At 74.7% G+C, this 14,747-nt stretch carries 12 protein-coding genes; 7 read left to right on the top strand and 5 right to left on the bottom strand.

The window, feature by feature from the left end; genetic code table 11:
• Window positions 1-12 precede the first annotated feature (12 nt).
• Window positions 13-390: a MarR family winged helix-turn-helix transcriptional regulator gene (locus BMX65_RS25055; protein WP_051019546.1), complete on the bottom strand. Its 378-nt coding sequence runs from the start codon at window positions 388-390 to the stop codon at window positions 13-15.
• Between the two features lie 286 nt (window positions 391-676).
• Between BMX65_RS25055 and BMX65_RS25050 the strand changes: the two genes are divergently transcribed.
• A complete protein-coding gene (locus BMX65_RS25050) occupies window positions 677-928 on the top strand; it encodes a hypothetical protein (RefSeq protein WP_075002623.1) in 252 nt (83 codons plus the stop codon).
• Window positions 929-1,043: 115 nt separating this feature from the next.
• On the opposite strand, the gene BMX65_RS25045 is transcribed toward BMX65_RS25050, so the two are convergent.
• A complete protein-coding gene (locus BMX65_RS25045) occupies window positions 1,044-2,522 on the bottom strand; it encodes an NCS2 family permease (RefSeq protein WP_075002622.1) in 1,479 nt (492 codons plus the stop codon).
• A gap of 223 nt (window positions 2,523-2,745) precedes the next feature.
• Between BMX65_RS25045 and BMX65_RS25040 the strand changes: the two genes are divergently transcribed.
• Window positions 2,746-3,012 (top strand): DUF2530 domain-containing protein, encoded by a 267-nt coding sequence (locus tag BMX65_RS25040; protein WP_075002738.1) that lies wholly within the window; start codon window positions 2,746-2,748, stop codon window positions 3,010-3,012.
• Window positions 3,013-3,179: 167 nt separating this feature from the next.
• Window positions 3,180-5,597, top strand: coding sequence for an HAD-IC family P-type ATPase (locus BMX65_RS25035; protein ID WP_107437570.1), 2,418 nt, complete (start codon window positions 3,180-3,182; stop codon window positions 5,595-5,597).
• A gap of 60 nt (window positions 5,598-5,657) precedes the next feature.
• Here the strand turns inward: BMX65_RS25035 and BMX65_RS25030 are convergent, their stop codons facing one another.
• From BMX65_RS25030 to BMX65_RS25020, 3 genes are all read right to left on the bottom strand, one after another.
• Window positions 5,658-5,894: a hypothetical protein gene (locus BMX65_RS25030; protein WP_019357472.1), complete on the bottom strand. Its 237-nt coding sequence runs from the start codon at window positions 5,892-5,894 to the stop codon at window positions 5,658-5,660.
• A 160-nt stretch (window positions 5,895-6,054) separates the two neighbouring features.
• Complete coding sequence (locus BMX65_RS25025; RefSeq protein WP_075002620.1) at window positions 6,055-9,249, bottom strand: sacsin N-terminal ATP-binding-like domain-containing protein; 3,195 nt, start codon at window positions 9,247-9,249, stop codon at window positions 6,055-6,057.
• A 320-nt stretch (window positions 9,250-9,569) separates the two neighbouring features.
• A complete protein-coding gene (locus tag BMX65_RS25020; RefSeq protein ID WP_075002619.1) occupies window positions 9,570-10,457 on the bottom strand; it encodes a DUF3027 domain-containing protein in 888 nt (295 codons plus the stop codon).
• 402 nt (window positions 10,458-10,859) lie between these two features.
• Between BMX65_RS25020 and BMX65_RS25015 the strand changes: the two genes are divergently transcribed.
• The 4 genes from BMX65_RS25015 (at window position 10,860) to BMX65_RS25000 (ending at window position 14,730) form a co-directional block, all read left to right on the top strand.
• On the top strand, window positions 10,860-12,323 hold the full coding sequence (locus tag BMX65_RS25015) for an MFS transporter (protein ID WP_075002737.1): 1,464 nt from the start codon (window positions 10,860-10,862) through the stop codon (window positions 12,321-12,323).
• 122 nt (window positions 12,324-12,445) lie between these two features.
• Window positions 12,446-12,973: a DUF2771 domain-containing protein gene (locus BMX65_RS25010; RefSeq protein WP_079172064.1), complete on the top strand. Its 528-nt coding sequence runs from the start codon at window positions 12,446-12,448 to the stop codon at window positions 12,971-12,973.
• Between the two features lie 90 nt (window positions 12,974-13,063).
• Window positions 13,064-13,741 carry a futalosine hydrolase gene (locus BMX65_RS25005; protein ID WP_079172063.1) on the top strand — a complete coding sequence of 226 codons (678 nt, stop codon included), beginning with the start codon at window positions 13,064-13,066 and terminating at the stop codon, window positions 13,739-13,741.
• Window positions 13,742-13,842: 101 nt separating this feature from the next.
• Entirely contained in the window at window positions 13,843-14,730 is an 888-nt protein-coding gene (locus BMX65_RS25000) for a 1,4-dihydroxy-6-naphtoate synthase (protein ID WP_075002618.1), read from the top strand.
• Window positions 14,731-14,747: the final 17 nt, after the last annotated feature.

Here is a 14,747-nt window from a genome sequence, read left to right as displayed (position 1 = left end):
GGGTCGTGCTCCTTACAGATGTGCCAGCTTCTCCAGCACCGGCGCGGCGGCGCGCAGCGTCGCCCGGTCCTCCTCGTCCAGCTCCTGGACGAGTTCGGTCAGCCAGGCGTTCCGTTTGGCGCGGGCGGCGGCGAGCATGGATTCGGCCTGCTCGGTCTGGGTGACCACCTTCTGCCGCCGGTCCTCGGGGTGCGCGTCCAGCCGGACCAGGCCCTTGGCCTCCAGCATCGCGACGATGCGGGTCATCGACGGCGGCTGCACATGCTCCTTGCGGGCCAGCTCGCTGGGGGTGGCGGAGCCGCAGCGGGCGAGGGTGCCGAGTACGGACATCTCCGTGGGGCTCAGCGACTCGTCCACGCGCTGGTGCTTGAGCCGCCGGGAGAGCCGCATCACCGCGGCGCGGAGTGCGTTGACGGCTTCCTTGTCGAGCTCGGCGAGGTCCTGTTCGCCCTCGTCGGGCGACACGGGCCGGTCCGGCCCGGCGAGCTGGTCGACCGCGCCCGGTGGGGGCCCGTCCGCGTAGCGCGGCGCGGGGAGCTGTTCCGACATAGTCCTTAGCCTAACTCATTACCCGCTCTAAGGACCAAGAGGTTTACCCGACAGGGGCTCACACGTACGAGTGAGTCCCCACACGTTCCCCGGACAGCGGGCGGGGTCGGTTCGCGACCGTTGTCGTATGAGCAGCCTGACTCCGCCGTGCGACAGCGACCACCACGAGCAGCCCGATTCCCAGGTTCTCAGCCTGCGGATAGCGGCCGCCCTCTTCGAGCGGCTGAACGATCATGCGGCGAAACGCGGGATGAGCGTCCAGGACTACGTGGTCCGCATGCTCGTCCGCGACGACTTCGACGAGCGCTTCAAGGCGTCCGTCGAACGGACCGAGCAGTTCTACGGCCCCCCGCCCCAGGGCAGCAGGGGCCTCGCCTGAGACCCCTGCCGACCGCGATCAGCCCGCGAACACCTGGCCCGCGGACCCCGCGCAGCCTGCGGACCCCCGGCCCGCGGACGCGCCGCTGCCGGGCGCACCGAGCTCCCGAGGAGCCCTACGCGATGCCGAGAAGCTGTTCGATTGGATTCAGCAGGAAGTAGACCAGGAAGCACAGCCCCACCACGTTCAGCAGCCACGGCGTCTCCCGCGCCCGCCCGGCGGCGGCCCGCAGCACGATGAAGGCGATCACGCCCATGCCGATGCCGTTGGTGATGCTGTAGGTGAACGGCATCGAGACGATGGTCAGGAAGGCCGGGATGGCGACGGTGGAGTCGCCCCACTCGATCTCCCGCACGTTGGACGCCATGATCAGGAAGCCCACGACCAGCAGCGCGGGGGTCGCGGCCTGGGAGGGCACCACCTTCGCGAGCGGGGTGAAGATCAGGGCCAGCAGGAAGAGCCCGCCGGTCAGCACATTGGCCAGGCCGGTGCGGGCGCCCTCGCCGACCCCGGCGGTGGACTCCACGAAGCAGGTGTTGGCCGAGCAGGAGCCGACCCCGCCGGCGGCCACCCCGACACCGTCCATGAACAGGATGCGCCCCATCCGCGGAAGCTGTCCGTGCGCCTGGTCGTCGGCCAGCCCGCTCTCCTCTCCGACGCCGATGATCGTGCCCATCGCGTCGAAGAACCCCGACAGCAGCACGGTGAAGACGAAGAGGCAGCCGGTCAGCCACCCCACTTCCTGGAAGCCGCCGAACAGGCTGATCTCGCCGATCAGCCCGAAGTCCGGACTGCCCACCACCGAGTCCGGCAGCTTCGGCACCGACAGGCCCCAGGCGGCGTCCGGGATGTCGGCCAGGGCGTTGATCACGATGGCGACGACGGCCATGGTCACGATGCCGATGAGGATGGCGCCCCGCGTCTTGCGCACCAGCAGCACGTACATCAGCACCAGGCCCAGCACGAACACCAGCACGGGCCAGCCCTGGAGCTGGCCGCCCGTCCCGAGGCCCAGCGGAACGGTGGTGTCCGCCTTGTCCGGGTTGCGGGAGACGAAGCCGGAGTCGACCAGGCCGATCAGCGAGATGAACAGGCCGATCCCGATGGCGATGGCGCGGCGCAGCCCGTTCGGGATGGCGTCCATCACCCGCTGCCGGAGGCCGGAGGCCACCAGGATCATCAGCACGATCCCGGCGAGCACCACCATGCCCATGGCGTCGGGCCAGCTCATCTTCGGGGCGAGTTGGAGCGCCACGACGGCGTTGATGCCCAGGCCCGCGGCGAGCGCGATGGGCACGTTGCCGATGACGCCCATCAGGAGGGTGGTGAGCCCGGCCATCAGCGCGGTGGCCGTCACGAGCTGGCCGTTGTCGAGGTGCTGGTGGAACTTGTCCTCGCCGGCTCCGAGGATGATCGGGTTCAGCACGATGATGTAGGCCATCGCGAAGAAGGTGGCAAGTCCGCCCCTGAGCTCGCGGCTGACGGTCGAGCCGCGCTGCGAGATCTGGAAGAAGCGGTCCAGTGCGGACGGGGCGGCGGGCGGGGTCCCCTGCGGGGAGCCCCCGGAATCGACCGGGCTGGCCGAAGCGGACATGCGTGACCTCGGATACGTGCTGGTGCGTGCGGGCGGGCGGACAGACCGCGGCCGCCGATCAGATTGGATAATCTGACGAAAAAAACCGGCCACGAGCAGCCTGGTTCAGTATGAACAACTGAACAGGATGATCGCCAACTCCGGCTGCGGCCTCCCCGCGTCCCCTCGCTAGGCTGGAGCCGGGGAACGGGCGAGAGACGAGGGAGCCAGGGCGATGAGCCTCATGGACAGGTGGACCAACGGCGAGCGCGAGGCGCCCGAGCCGCTGGAGGGCAACGTCGTCGCCACCGTCGTCACCGGCACGCTGCTGTGGCTCGCCCTGTTCCTGGTGCAGCTCCCCTTCTACGGCTGGTTCGCCGACCACGACCACACCTGGTGGCTGTGGACCTGCGCAGCCGGTGCCGCGCTGGGCTGCGTGGGGATCTGGTACGTCCGGGCCCGCGAGAAGGCCATCCGCCAAGCAGCGTCCCAGGAGACCCAGGACGGCTGACCCGCTGTGTCCGTCCCCCGCTCGGCGGGACCGGGTGCCTAGCCTCGGCGACGGGGCCCGCGACCGGACGGTCACCGGTAGCGGGCCGAGGAGTGCCGCCGCGACGGACAGGGAGGCGGGATGGGTGGTCCGGGAGCCGAGGTGCGCCCCGCCGGGCCGGCGGCCCGGTGAGCGCCGAGGCCCGTCCGCAGGGGCTCACCGGCGCCGAAGTGGCGGCACGGATCGCACGCGGGGAGGTCAACGCCGTCCCGCCGCGCAACAGCAGGTCGGCCGCCGACATCGTGCGCGCCAACGTCTTCACCCGGTTCAACGCGATCATCGGCGTGCTCTTCCTGACCATCCTGATCGTCGGGCCGATCCAGGACAGCCTCTTCGGCTTCGTGATCATCGCCAACACCGGCATCGGCATCGTCCAGGAGCTGCGGGCCAAGCGGACCCTGGAGAGCCTCGCCGTCCTCGGTGAGACCCGGCCCCGGGTGCGGCGCGACGGCCGGAGCACCGAGGTCCCCACCGAGCGGATCGTCCTCGGCGACCTGGTGGAGCTGCGGCCCGGCGACAAGTGCGTGGTCGACGGCGAGCTCGCGGAGGCCGACGGCCTGGAGGTGGACGAGTCGCTGCTCACCGGGGAGGCCGACCCGGTGCTCAAACACCCCGGCGACCAGGTCATGTCCGGCAGCTTCGTGGTCGCGGGCAGCGGCGCCTTCACCGCGACCGAGGTGGGCGGCGCGGCGTACGCGGCGCGGCTCGCCGAGGAGGCCGGCCGCTTCACCCTCGTCCGCTCCGAGCTGCGCGGCGGCATCAGCACCCTGCTGAAGTACATCACCTGGATGATGGCCCCGGCCGCGGTCGGACTGATCCTCAGTCAGCTCGTGGTCGAGCACAGCGACCCCGCGGAAGCCGTCCGCCGCATGGTGGCCGGCATCGTGCCGATGGTGCCGGAAGGACTGGTGCTGCTGACCTCCGTGGCCTTCGCCATCGGCGTCGTCCGGCTGGGCCGCAAGCACTGCCTGGTCCAGGAGCTGCCCGCCATCGAGGGTCTGGCGCGGGTGAGCGTCGTCTGCCTGGACAAGACGGGCACCCTCACCGAGGGCGGCATGGACGTCGCGGAAGTGCGGCCGCTGGACGGGACCGACTCCGCGCGGATCGCCCAGGTGCTGCGGGCCCTCGGCGGCGCCGAACCGCACCCGAACGCCAGCCTCCGGGCGATCGTCGAGGCGTATCCGCCGCTGCCGGACGGCGCCGGAAGCTGGCGGACCACCGCCACGCTGCCGTTCTCCTCGGCACGCAAGTACAGCGGCGCCGCCTTCGCCGAACCCGGTGGAGAGCACAGCACCTGGCTGCTGGGGGCACCCGACGTGCTGCTCGCGGACGGCGACCGGGCGCTCGCCGAGGCGGCCCGGCTGGACCGCGAGGGCCTGCGGGTGCTGCTGCTGGCCCAGGCATCCGGCGGGCCGGACGGGCCGACGGCACCCGGCGGGCCGGAAGCGGCGGACCGCGGGCTGGAAGCGGCGGACGGCGGCCCGCCCGAAGCCCGGCCCGCCGCGCTCGTCGTCCTCGAACAGCGGCTGCGCCCGGACGCCGCCGAGACGCTCGGCTACTTCGCCGAGCAGCACGTGGCCACCAAGGTGATCTCCGGCGACAACGCGGTCTCGGTGGGCGCCGTCGCCGCGAAGCTGGGTCTGCCCGGGGCCGAACTCCCCCTCGACGCCCGCGCGCTGCCCGCGGACCGGCCCGAGCGGACCCGGCAGGTGTCCGGCGGTACCGTCTTCGGCCGGGTCAGCCCGCAGCAGAAGCAGGAGATGGTCGGCGACCTCCAGGCGGCCGGACACACCGTGGCGATGACCGGGGACGGCGTCAACGACGTGCTCGCGCTCAAGGACGCCGACATCGGCGTGTGCATGGGCTCGGGCTCGGAGGCGACCAAGGCGGTCGCCCAGATCGTGCTGCTGGACGACAGCTTCGCCACCCTGCCGTCGGTGGTCGCCGAAGGCCGCCGGGTCATCGGCAACATCGAGCGGGTCGCCACCCTGTTCCTCACCAAGACCGTCTACTCGGTCCTGCTGGCGCTGCTGGTCGTCTGCTGGCAGGTCCCCTACCCGTTCCTGCCCCGCCATCTGACCCTGCTGTCCTCGCTCACCATCGGCATCCCCGCCTTCTTCCTGGCACTGGCGCCCAACCGGGAGCGCGCCAGGCCGCACTTCGTGCGGCGCGTGCTGCACTACGCGGTGCCGTCCGGACTCATCGCGAGCGCGGCCACCTTCGGCACCTATCTGCTGGCCCGGCACCACTACAGCGGGCCCGGCTCGCTCACCGCCGAGACCAGCGCCGCGACCCTGACGCTGTTCCTGGTCGCCATGTGGGTGCTGGCCATCGTGGCGCGGCCCTGGACCTGGTGGCGGGTGGCGCTGGTGCTGACGATGGGGGCAGCCTTCCTGCTCGTCCTGGCCGCACCGCCGCTGCAGCGCTTCTTCGCGCTGAACCTGGTCGGCGCGGCAGTGCCCTGGACGGCGGTGGGGGTGGCCGCGCTGGCGGGTGTCCTGCTGGAGGTGGCGTGGCGCCGGGTGGCCGCGGCGCTCCCCGGCTGAGGTGCCGCGGCGTGCCGCGCCCGCGGGTTCAGGACGGGCGGGCGCGGCACGCCGCCGGGCTCACGGCGCGCTGTCGGCCAGCTCGGTGCGCCCCTGCGCACGGGCGCAGTGCGCACAGCAGTAGTAGTGCCCCTCCGACTCCATGCCGTGGCCCAGGATGCGGCAGCCGCAGTTCTCGCACACGGGTGCCATCTTGTGCGCGGCGCACTCCAGGCAGTCGAAGACGTGCACCTGCCCCGCCGCACGGACTTCGAACGTGTGCGGGTAGTCGTTGTCGCAGACCTCGCAGACGGGCATGGGCTCTCCTTGGATCGGGTGCGGAAGCGAGCACATCGTTACCCCGCGAACCGCACCCCGGACCCCGTCTCAGTCGGCCGGGCGCACCCGTTGGAGGGGCACACCGCACCACGACCACGGCTGCCGGAGGCCGCGGGCCGTCCGGCAGCCGGCGCGGCGCTCAGTCGAACCAGCGCGCCGCCGCCAGTTCCGCCGCCCGCTCGGGGTCCTCCAGCAGGGCGGTGACCTCGAACCGGCGCGGCCAGGCTCCGGCCGCCCAGGCCAGCGCGGAGGCCAGCCCCTCCAGGGTGGCCACGTGCAGGGTGCCGTCAGGGGTGCGGCGCCAGTCCAGTTCGACGCCCGCGATCCGCAGCTCCTCGTGCTCGCGGTAGTACTCCGGAGCGCCGGGCAGCAGCTCCCGTACGGCGGCGGGCACCTCGCGCTCGGTCCCCGCCTCCTCAGGTACCAGCCCGGCGGCCGCCTCCCCCGCCGACCGCACCTCCAGGAGCGCGGCCAGCTCCGCGGCGTACTGCGGCGCCACCGGCAGCAGCGGCCGCTCCCCCACCAGGGGGAGGGTGTCGGGTGCGTCCGCGACCAGCGCCTCGGCGGCGTCCACGACGGCGGTGCCGCCCGCGCGCACGGCGCGCAGCTCCTCGGGCAACGTGACCTCGGCGGGGTCCAGGCCCGCGGCGGCCAGCAGAGTGTGCAGCCCGTGGAGTTGGGCCGGGTCGACGGGGCAGGCCGGATCGGCCAGCCTGCGCAGCAGCTCCGCCGGGCCGCCCGGTTCCGCGAGCAGGGCCGCAGCCGTCGTACGGACGCCGAGCGCGCGCAGCACCCGCTCGTCGGTGACCTCCCCCGGGTCGGCCTCCTCGTACAGGCCCCGCAGCAGCGGATCGCCCCCGGCAGCGCGCAGCCCCGCCGGGCGGCGGCCGTCCAGGACCGGGTGGCCGCGCAGCCACCAGGCGGTGTAGGGGCGGACGTCGGTGACCGTGCCGTCGCCCAGCCGTACCCGCACCGGGGCCGTCAGCGCGTCCCGCAGCGGCGGCCGGGCCAGCATCGCCAGAGCCTCGGGCCAGTGCGCGTCGTCCACCAGGTCCAGATCGCGCACGGCCAGGAACTCGACCGCGACCGGCGGCACCGCCAGTGCGGCTTCGCCACCGCCGTCCGCCGCCACCTGGTCCAGCACGTCCTCGCACCAGACGTCCACGGCATCCAGCAGCCCGGGGTCGTCCGGCTCCGGGTAGTCGCCCTCGCGGGGTTCGAAGCCGTCCGGGTCGAGCACCACGTCCTCGGCCCGCACCAGCGCGAAGTCCGCCTGGACCCCGACCGCCGTCAGCGGCTGCTCGCCCCAGCGCTCGGCCAGCTCCGCGTCGCACGCCGCCAGTTCGCCCTCGCGCAGCACCCGTGCGAAAGCGGAGCCGGGGTAGACCAGTTCGGCGGCGGGCGCGGGCTCGCCGTCCTCGTCGGGCAGCGCGAGCGCGCCCAGCCACGGCTCGTCGCCGGGCGCGAGGTGCGCGTCGCGGACGAGACCGAGGACGGTCTCGGCGAGTTCGTCGGGGTCCGGACCGGCGGCTTCCGCTCCGTCGTCCCACGCCTCCTCCGCCTCCAGCGAGCCCGCGACCGCGGCCCGCACCTGCGGGGTCGTCAGCACGGCACGCGGAGTGGCGGGCGTGGCGCCCAGCTTCTCCAGCAGCGGGTGCACGGCGTCCGGATGGGCGGCCTTCAGCCCGAGCCGGGCCAGCCGCTCGGGTGGCACGGCACCGTCCGGCTGCGGCAGCAGCACATGCCGGGGCCCGACCGCCGTGCGGCCGTCGGCCAGCGGCACCGGCAGGCCAGTCAGCCGCTCGGGGTCGACGCCCGCGAGCGAGCCGTAGAGCCGCCACCACCAGTCCGGCTCCCGCTCGACGCCGGTGAGCCGGTCCACGGCCTCGCCCAGCGGGACGCGCGGGACCTCCAGCATCCGCAGCTCGGTGCGGCGTTCGAGCCCGGCGGGCAACAGGCCGGGGAACAGCTCGGCCAGCACCTCGACCGTCGCCGCGCCCGCGCCCTCGACGATCTCGGCGTCGCGGGGGCGCAGCGCGTACGGCTCGTCCGGACCGGGAACCTCCTCCAGCCCCTCCCCGGGTTCCTCCCCGGCACCGCCGCGGGAGACCGCGCTCGCCAGGAACGGGACCTCCGGCAGCCGCTCCAGCACCAGGGCGCGCAGCTCGCCGTCCAACTCGCCCGCGCCCAGCGGCCCGGGCACCAGATCCACGGTGCTGGTGGCCACCGGCCGCCAGTCGCGCAGCAGCGCGGCGTAGGCGTCGGCGGCGCGGGCCAGCAGGAAGCGGGTCAGCGGGCCGGGCGCCACATGGCGCCGGGTCGGCTCCAGCGGGAAGGAGGCCAGCAGCAGCGCCGGGAAGCCCAGCGGCTCGTCGGTGGGCGTCGGCGCGTGCAGGCAGGCGGCGGTACGCGGCTTGCGGGGCGCGCCCTCGGCGTCCACCGGCACCGCCCAGGTCACCGTCCAGCCGGGCCGGGCACGCTCCTCGACCGGCCGGTCGGCCAGCAGCTCGGGCCCGGCCAGGCCGCTGTCGCCCGCCAGCCGCCACCGGGTGGCACCCGCGGCGGAGTCCTCGATCCGGACGTAGGGGCCCTCCTGATGCCGGGTCAGAGTGCGGACCTGGCCGTCGCCGGTCTCGATGACGACCTCGGCGAGTCCGGGCAGCGCCAGCAGCAGCGCGTCGTCCACGGCGGCCAGCAGCCGCCGGGCCAGCGACTCGGCCGCCTCGTCCCGCAGCGGGAGCAGGACGGCGGTGTCGTAGCCCGCCGGGACGACGGAGGCGTCGTACGGCGCGGGCAGCGGCAGCCGCAGCAGCGGTACCTGCCCCTCGCGCCGGTCGAGTTCGGCCGCGAGTCCGGGCTCGGCGGCGGCCGCCCGCCGGGTCAGTTCGCGGGCCTCGGCCAGCGACCAGCGCACGCCCTCGGCGGTGTCCGGCGCGGCTGCGGCGCGGGTGACCACGGCGGGTTCGTCGCTGACGGCGAGTACGGCGGAGAAGCCGACGCCGAAGCGGCCCACCGCGCCCTCGTCGGCGGCGTCCCGCTTGGCGGAGGCACGCAGCGTCGAGAGCGACTCGACACCTGCGGCGTCCAGCGGCTGCCCGGTGTTGGCGGCGGTCAGCGTGCCGTCCGCCAGGACCAGCCGGAGCCGGCCGTCCGCACCGGCGCGGGCCGCGGCGTCCGCGGCGTTCTGCGCCAGTTCCACGACCAGCCGGTCCCGGTAGCCGCCCAGCGCCAGGTCCTGCTCGGCGTTGGCGTCCTCCCGGAACCGGGCCGCGGACGCCGTCCAGGCGTCCAGCACGCTCCGGCGCAACCCCTCGGTTCCGAACGTGTCCTTCACGCCACCGGCCTCCTCGGCACTCGCATCCCGTCCCCTTGTCCCGCTTGTCCCGCTCCCCCGTTCGCGGAGGGGCGGGCGGACCCGCCGCCCCAGCGGCGAGAGGGAAGGTTACGGCACACGGGCGCGGACCCCGCTCCGCGTCAGAGCCCCGGCCGCCCCGGCGGCACCGCCGCCGACCGGCGGCCGGCCGAGTGCTGACCGACGGCCGGACGGCTGCTGACCAGCGGCCGGACGACTGCCGGCCGGCCGGCAGCGGGTGGCCCGGGACCGGCCCGGGTCCACGCCCCGGAGCCGTACGGCGGGGCGGCGGAAGGGCTGTCTCAGCCCTGCTCCCCCTGCGGCGCGGGCTCGTCCGGGGACGGGTCCGACTCGCGCCCCAGACCGAACGGATCGGCCACGGTCTCGTCGACGACGGGGGGCGGCGGCTGGGGGGTGCGGGGCATGACGGCCGCCTCCGAGTGCCCGCCGCAGCCGAAGCCGAGGGAGACGACGTGGCCGTCGGCGGGGCTGTACTCGTTGGCGCAGACTCCGAACGCCTGCCGCAGCGAGCCCGCCAGCGGCACCAGGAAGCCGCAGCTCATGCAGTTGGCCGGGGCCGCCTGTGCCATCGGCGTCTTGGGGCCGTAGGACTCCTCCCAGCGGTCGGCCGCCGCGTGCAGCCCGTACCGGGAGAGCACCCGCGGGCGCTCCATGCCGATCTCCTCGGCGACCCCGCCGATGGTGGCACGGGAGGGGCCCCGGGCTTCGGGCTGCTCGTCGGCGACGGGCGAGTCGGAGGGCGGCTCGTCCGCACCCGAGTAGCCGGGCTCCAGCCTCAGGTCCTCGGCGTCGGTCGGCAGCAGGTCGCCGGGGCCCAGATCGCCGGGGCGCAGCCGCTCGCTCCAGGGCACCCACTCGGGGGCCAGCAGCGCGTCCGGGCCCGGCATCAGCACGGACTCGTCGACGGTGACGTTCTTGGCGCGGGAGGCCCGCGCCACGGTCACCGCCCAGCGCCAGCCCCGGTACCCGGGTTCCTGCGCCTCGAAGAGGTGGGTGACCACCCGGTCCGCGCCCGGGTCGGCGACCGCCTCCAGCCACGGGCCGACGGAACCGGGCGCCGCCGCTTCCTCGGCCGCGGCCCTGGCCTGCTCCACGGCCTCGGCACACAGTCTGTCGGGGGCGCGCCGACTCCGCGCGCCACGGCTCGTACTCCGCGTCGCGGCACTCATGCAGCACTCACAAGAATCGTCTCTCCTACGCCGTCGCGCCGTTGTCGGCGTGCGCTGCCCGTACGGCCACGAGTGGAGGGGCGGGGTCGGGGACGGAGCGGCACCGGATGGCCGCTGCGACGTCCGCGCCCGCGCTCAAAGGCCCTACGGTGCGCACCGTTCACCCACGCTACCCCACGGGGTCACCCGAAGAATCCGCAGCCAGCCTTCCCCGCCCTCGCCGGGGACGGCCCGAGGACCCGGGAAGCGGACCGGAGGCGGCCCGGGAGCGGACCGGAGGCGCCCCGGACGGAGGAGAGAAGCGGCGAGAAGGGGGGAACTGAACGGCGTGTTTCGGGGCACACTGACGGCGTGCCTGTCGACAAGCCCGGCAAACCCCGCACACGCGGCGAACCCAACGCCATGGGACGGGTGGCGCGCGCGCTGCGCCGCCCCCCGGCCGCGCTGGCCCGCCGCGTCCGGCGCGCCACGCACGCGGAGGGCGCGGGCGAGTCCGGGCTCGGCAAACTGATCGAACTGCACGCGGTCAACTCCGCGGGCGACATGCTCATCACGGTGGCGCTCGCCTCCACCGTCTTCTTCTCGGTCCCCACCGGCGAGGCCCGCGGCCGGGTGGCGCTGTACCTGGCGGTGACGATGGCGCCGTTCGCGCTCCTCGCGCCGGTCATCGGCCCGCTGCTGGACCGCGTCCCGCACGGACGGCGGGCCGCGATGGCCGCGGCGATGCTGGCCAGGGCGCTGCTGGCGCTGACCATGGCGGGCGCCGTGGCGACCGGTGGGCTGGAGCTCTATCCGGCGGCGCTGGGGGTACTGGTCTCCTCCAAGGCGTACGGGGTCATCCGCTCCGCCGTGGTGCCGCGGCTGCTCCCCCCGCGGATCTCCCTGGTCAAGGCCAACTCCCGGGTGACGCTGGCCGGGTTGCTCGCCACCGGCCTGGCGGCACCGGCCGGCGCCGGGCTGCATCTGCTGGGCGAGCGCTGGCCGCTGTACGCCGCCTGCGCGGTCTTCCTCGTCGGGACCTTCCTGTCCTTCTCGCTCGCCCCCAAGGTCGACTCCGCCAAGGGCGAACGCCCGGCGCGGCTGGCCCCGGCGGCCGCGGTACTGCCGGTACCCGGCGGCGCACCGGGGGGACACCGGCCCGCGGCACAGCCGCAGCCAGGCCCGGAGCAGTCCGCCGGGGAGCACTCCGGTCATGAGCGATCCAGCGAGGAGCCGGACGGTGCGGGGCGGACCGCTCCGGAGCGGTCCGCCCGGGAGCAGCGCTCGCGTCCGGGGCTGCGTACCGTCGGCGCCTCGGTGCTCAGCGCGCTGTTCGCGAACTCCGCGCTGCGCGCCCTCTCGGGGTTCCTCACCTTCTTCCTCGCCTTCCTGCTCCGCGAGCACCCGTTCGACGGGTGGGGTGCCGCCGTCTCACTCGGCCTGGCCGGTGTCGCGGCGGGCGGCGGCAACGCGCTGGGTACCGCCATCGGCGCCTGGCTGCGGGCCCGCGGCCCCGAGGTGATCATCACCTGCGTACTGTTCTGCGCCCTCGCGGCGGCGGTCGCCGCCGCCGCGCTGTACGGCACCGTCACGGTGACGGTCCTCGCCGCCACCGCCGGGATCGTGCAGGCCCTCGGCAAGCTGTCGCTGGACGCGCTCATCCAGCGCGACGTCCCCGAGGAGGTCCGCACCTCGGCCTTCGCGCGCTCCGAGACGCTGATGCAGATGTCCTGGGTCGTCGGCGGCGCCCTGGCCATGGCACTGCCGCTGGTGGGGTGGCTGGGGATGGCGGTCGCGGCCGCCGTGGTCGCCACGGGGGTGCTCACCGCCGTCCGCGGTCTGCTGGGTGCGGCCCGGCGCGGAGCGGCCCGCCCCCGGGTCGCCTGACGCCCCCGGCACCCGGCACGCGGCTCCGGCAACCGACCGGCACCCGGACAGGTGTGCCGCAAGACGCGCGGCACGCCGTACCCCCACGTCGCACAGCGGTACGGGCCCGATAGCCTGCCCGCATGAGCAAGCTCGCGCGGCAGGGCCGCATGTCGTCACAGTCGCGGCGGGGCGTGCGCACCGCCGCCGCCTTCGGTGCCGCCTCGCTCGGCCTCGTCGCCCTCAGCGGGTGCGAGCAGCCGCGCCCCATGGCCACCGCGACGGTCGGCGGTGACTCGGTCTCCGCCGAGGCATCCTGCTACAACGACGGCAAGACCATCCCGAAGGACGAGCTGCGCAAGTGCCTGAGCAAGGCACCCAGCAAGACGATCTCCGTCGACGCGGCCGAGAAGGTCCGGCTCGGCGTTCCCCCGGAGACGGCCGACGCGGGCTGGCAGATCTTCGCCGACGGCGAGCCGATGCTCTCCGAGACGCTGAAGAAGACCTACTACTCCTTCGTGGGCGAGGTGTTCTTCCAGCCTCGGTCCCAGCAGCCGGGTGAGAAGCCCACGGGCCCGAAGAAGAGCATCAACCTGACCCTCGTGCAGACCTCCGGCGGCGACTTCAAGGGCGTCTGGCACTTCACCCTGAAGAACACGGCGGGCGAGTAGGCAGCCGTCCCCGCCCGACCGCCCCGGAAGGCCACCGGCGCCGCTCCGGGGCACGGCTCACGGCGATCCATCCACCCAGGAGGCGGTGCAGTGCTGTCGGCGCTGTCGGCGTACCGGCGCGTGCTGGTGGTCGCGGCGGTCCCCGCGGAACGCGAGGCCGTCCTCGCCGCCACCGGCGGCGCCCCGCAGTTCGACGTGCTCGCGGGCGGGGTGGGTCCGGCCGCGGCCGCGGCGGCGACCGCGACCGCGCTGGTGACCGCCGCCGAGCGGGCACACCCCTACGACCTGGTGGTGGCGACCGGCATCGCCGGCGGCTTCGCCGCGCACGGCGTGCAGATCGGTGACACCGTGCTCGCCGACCGCATCGTCGCCGCCGACCTGGGCGCCCGGACCCCGGACGGCTTCGCCTCGGTGGCGGAGCTGGGGTTCGGCACCGCCGAGCACACCCCGCCCCCGCACCCGGTGCGGGCAGCGGCCGAGGCGACCGGCGCCCGCACCGGTGCGGTGCTCAGCGTCTCCACGGTCACCGGCACCCGGGAGCGCGCCGAGGAGCTGCTGGCCCGGCATCCGGACGCGGCAGCGGAAGCGATGGAGGGCTTCGGCGTCGCGCAGGCCGCGGCGGCGCACGCGGCGGCCCGCGGCATCGCGCTTCCGGTGCTCGAACTCCGTACCGTCTCCAACGCCGTCGGCCCCCGGGACCGGGCGGCCTGGCGCATCCCGGACGCGCTGGCCGCACTCACCGCCGCCTTCGGCAAGCTGGTCGCCTAGCACTCACCAGCACCGCAGGACCCGCAGGCCCCCGGCACCGCACCGCAGGACTCCCGGCACCGCCCGGGCCGGCTCCCGGCCCCGCACAGAAGGGCTTCCCCATGGACACGAACGCCATAGCAGCGCCGCTCTCCCTCGCCTTCTCGCCCTGCCCCAACGACACGTTCGTCTTCGACGCCTGGGTGCACGGGCGGCTGCCGGACGCGGTGCCGCCCGAGGTGACGTTCGCGGACATCGACGTCACCAACGGCATGGCCGAGCGGGGCGAACTGGACGCGCTGAAGGTCTCCTACGCGGTCCTGCCCTGGGTGCTGGAGGAGTACGCGCTGCTGCCCTGCGGCGGGGCGCTGGGCCGGGGCTGCGGGCCGCTCGTGCTCACCCTGCCCGGAGCCGCGGAAGGCCCCGGCGCGACGGGCGCCGCGGCGCTGAGCGGCAGGCGGGTGGCGGTGCCGAGCGAGCGGTCGACGGCGTATCTGCTCTTCCGGCTGTGGGCAGCGGCCGAGGTGCCCGGCGGCGTGGGCGAGATCGTGGTGCTGCCGTTCCACGAGATCATGCCCGCGGTGCGGGACGGCAAGGTGGACGCGGGCCTGGTCATCCACGAGGCACGGTTCACCTACCAGGACTACGGGCTGCACAGCCTCGCCGACCTGGGCGAGTACTGGGAGGCCACGACCGGGCTGCCGATCCCGCTGGGCGCGATCATCGCGAAGCGGTCGCTGGGCGCGCCGACGCTGCGCGCACTGGCCGCGACGATCAGCGCCTCGGTGCGGGCGGCCTGGCAGGACCCCGCGGCCTCCCGGCCGTATGTGCTGGAGCACGCGCAGGAGATGGACCCGGCGGTGGCCGAGCAGCACATCGGCCTGTACGTCAACGAGTTCACCGCGGAACTGGGTGCGGACGGCTACGCCGCCGTGCGCGGGCTGCTCGAACGGGCCGCGGCCGAAGGGCTCGTACCGCCCGTGGCGCCGGAGGCGCTGGCCTTCCCGTGAAGCGGTTCGGCGGGGCG

This window comes from Streptomyces qinglanensis (assembly GCF_900111245.1).
Taxonomy (GTDB): Bacteria; Actinomycetota; Actinomycetes; order Streptomycetales; family Streptomycetaceae; genus Streptomyces; species Streptomyces qinglanensis.
Note: the sequence above shows the minus strand (reverse complement) of the source record. Positions and strands in the feature narration are given on the sequence as shown.

Coding starts and splice junctions, on each gene's coding strand:
- BMX65_RS25055 (WP_051019546.1), bottom strand. CDS start 390: ATGCGGCTCTCCCGGCGGCTCAAGCACCAGCGCGTGGACGAGTCGCTG.
- BMX65_RS25050 (WP_075002623.1), top strand. CDS start 677: ATGAGCAGCCTGACTCCGCCGTGCGACAGCGACCACCACGAGCAGCCC.
- BMX65_RS25045 (WP_075002622.1), bottom strand. CDS start 2,522: ATGTCCGCTTCGGCCAGCCCGGTCGATTCCGGGGGCTCCCCGCAGGGG.
- BMX65_RS25040 (WP_075002738.1), top strand. CDS start 2,746: ATGGACAGGTGGACCAACGGCGAGCGCGAGGCGCCCGAGCCGCTGGAG.
- BMX65_RS25030 (WP_019357472.1), bottom strand. CDS start 5,894: ATGCCCGTCTGCGAGGTCTGCGACAACGACTACCCGCACACGTTCGAA.
- BMX65_RS25020 (WP_075002619.1), bottom strand. CDS start 10,457: ATGAGTGCCGCGACGCGGAGTACGAGCCGTGGCGCGCGGAGTCGGCGC.
- BMX65_RS25015 (WP_075002737.1), top strand. CDS start 10,860: ATGGGACGGGTGGCGCGCGCGCTGCGCCGCCCCCCGGCCGCGCTGGCC.
- BMX65_RS25010 (WP_079172064.1), top strand. CDS start 12,446: ATGAGCAAGCTCGCGCGGCAGGGCCGCATGTCGTCACAGTCGCGGCGG.
- BMX65_RS25000 (WP_075002618.1), top strand. CDS start 13,843: ATGGACACGAACGCCATAGCAGCGCCGCTCTCCCTCGCCTTCTCGCCC.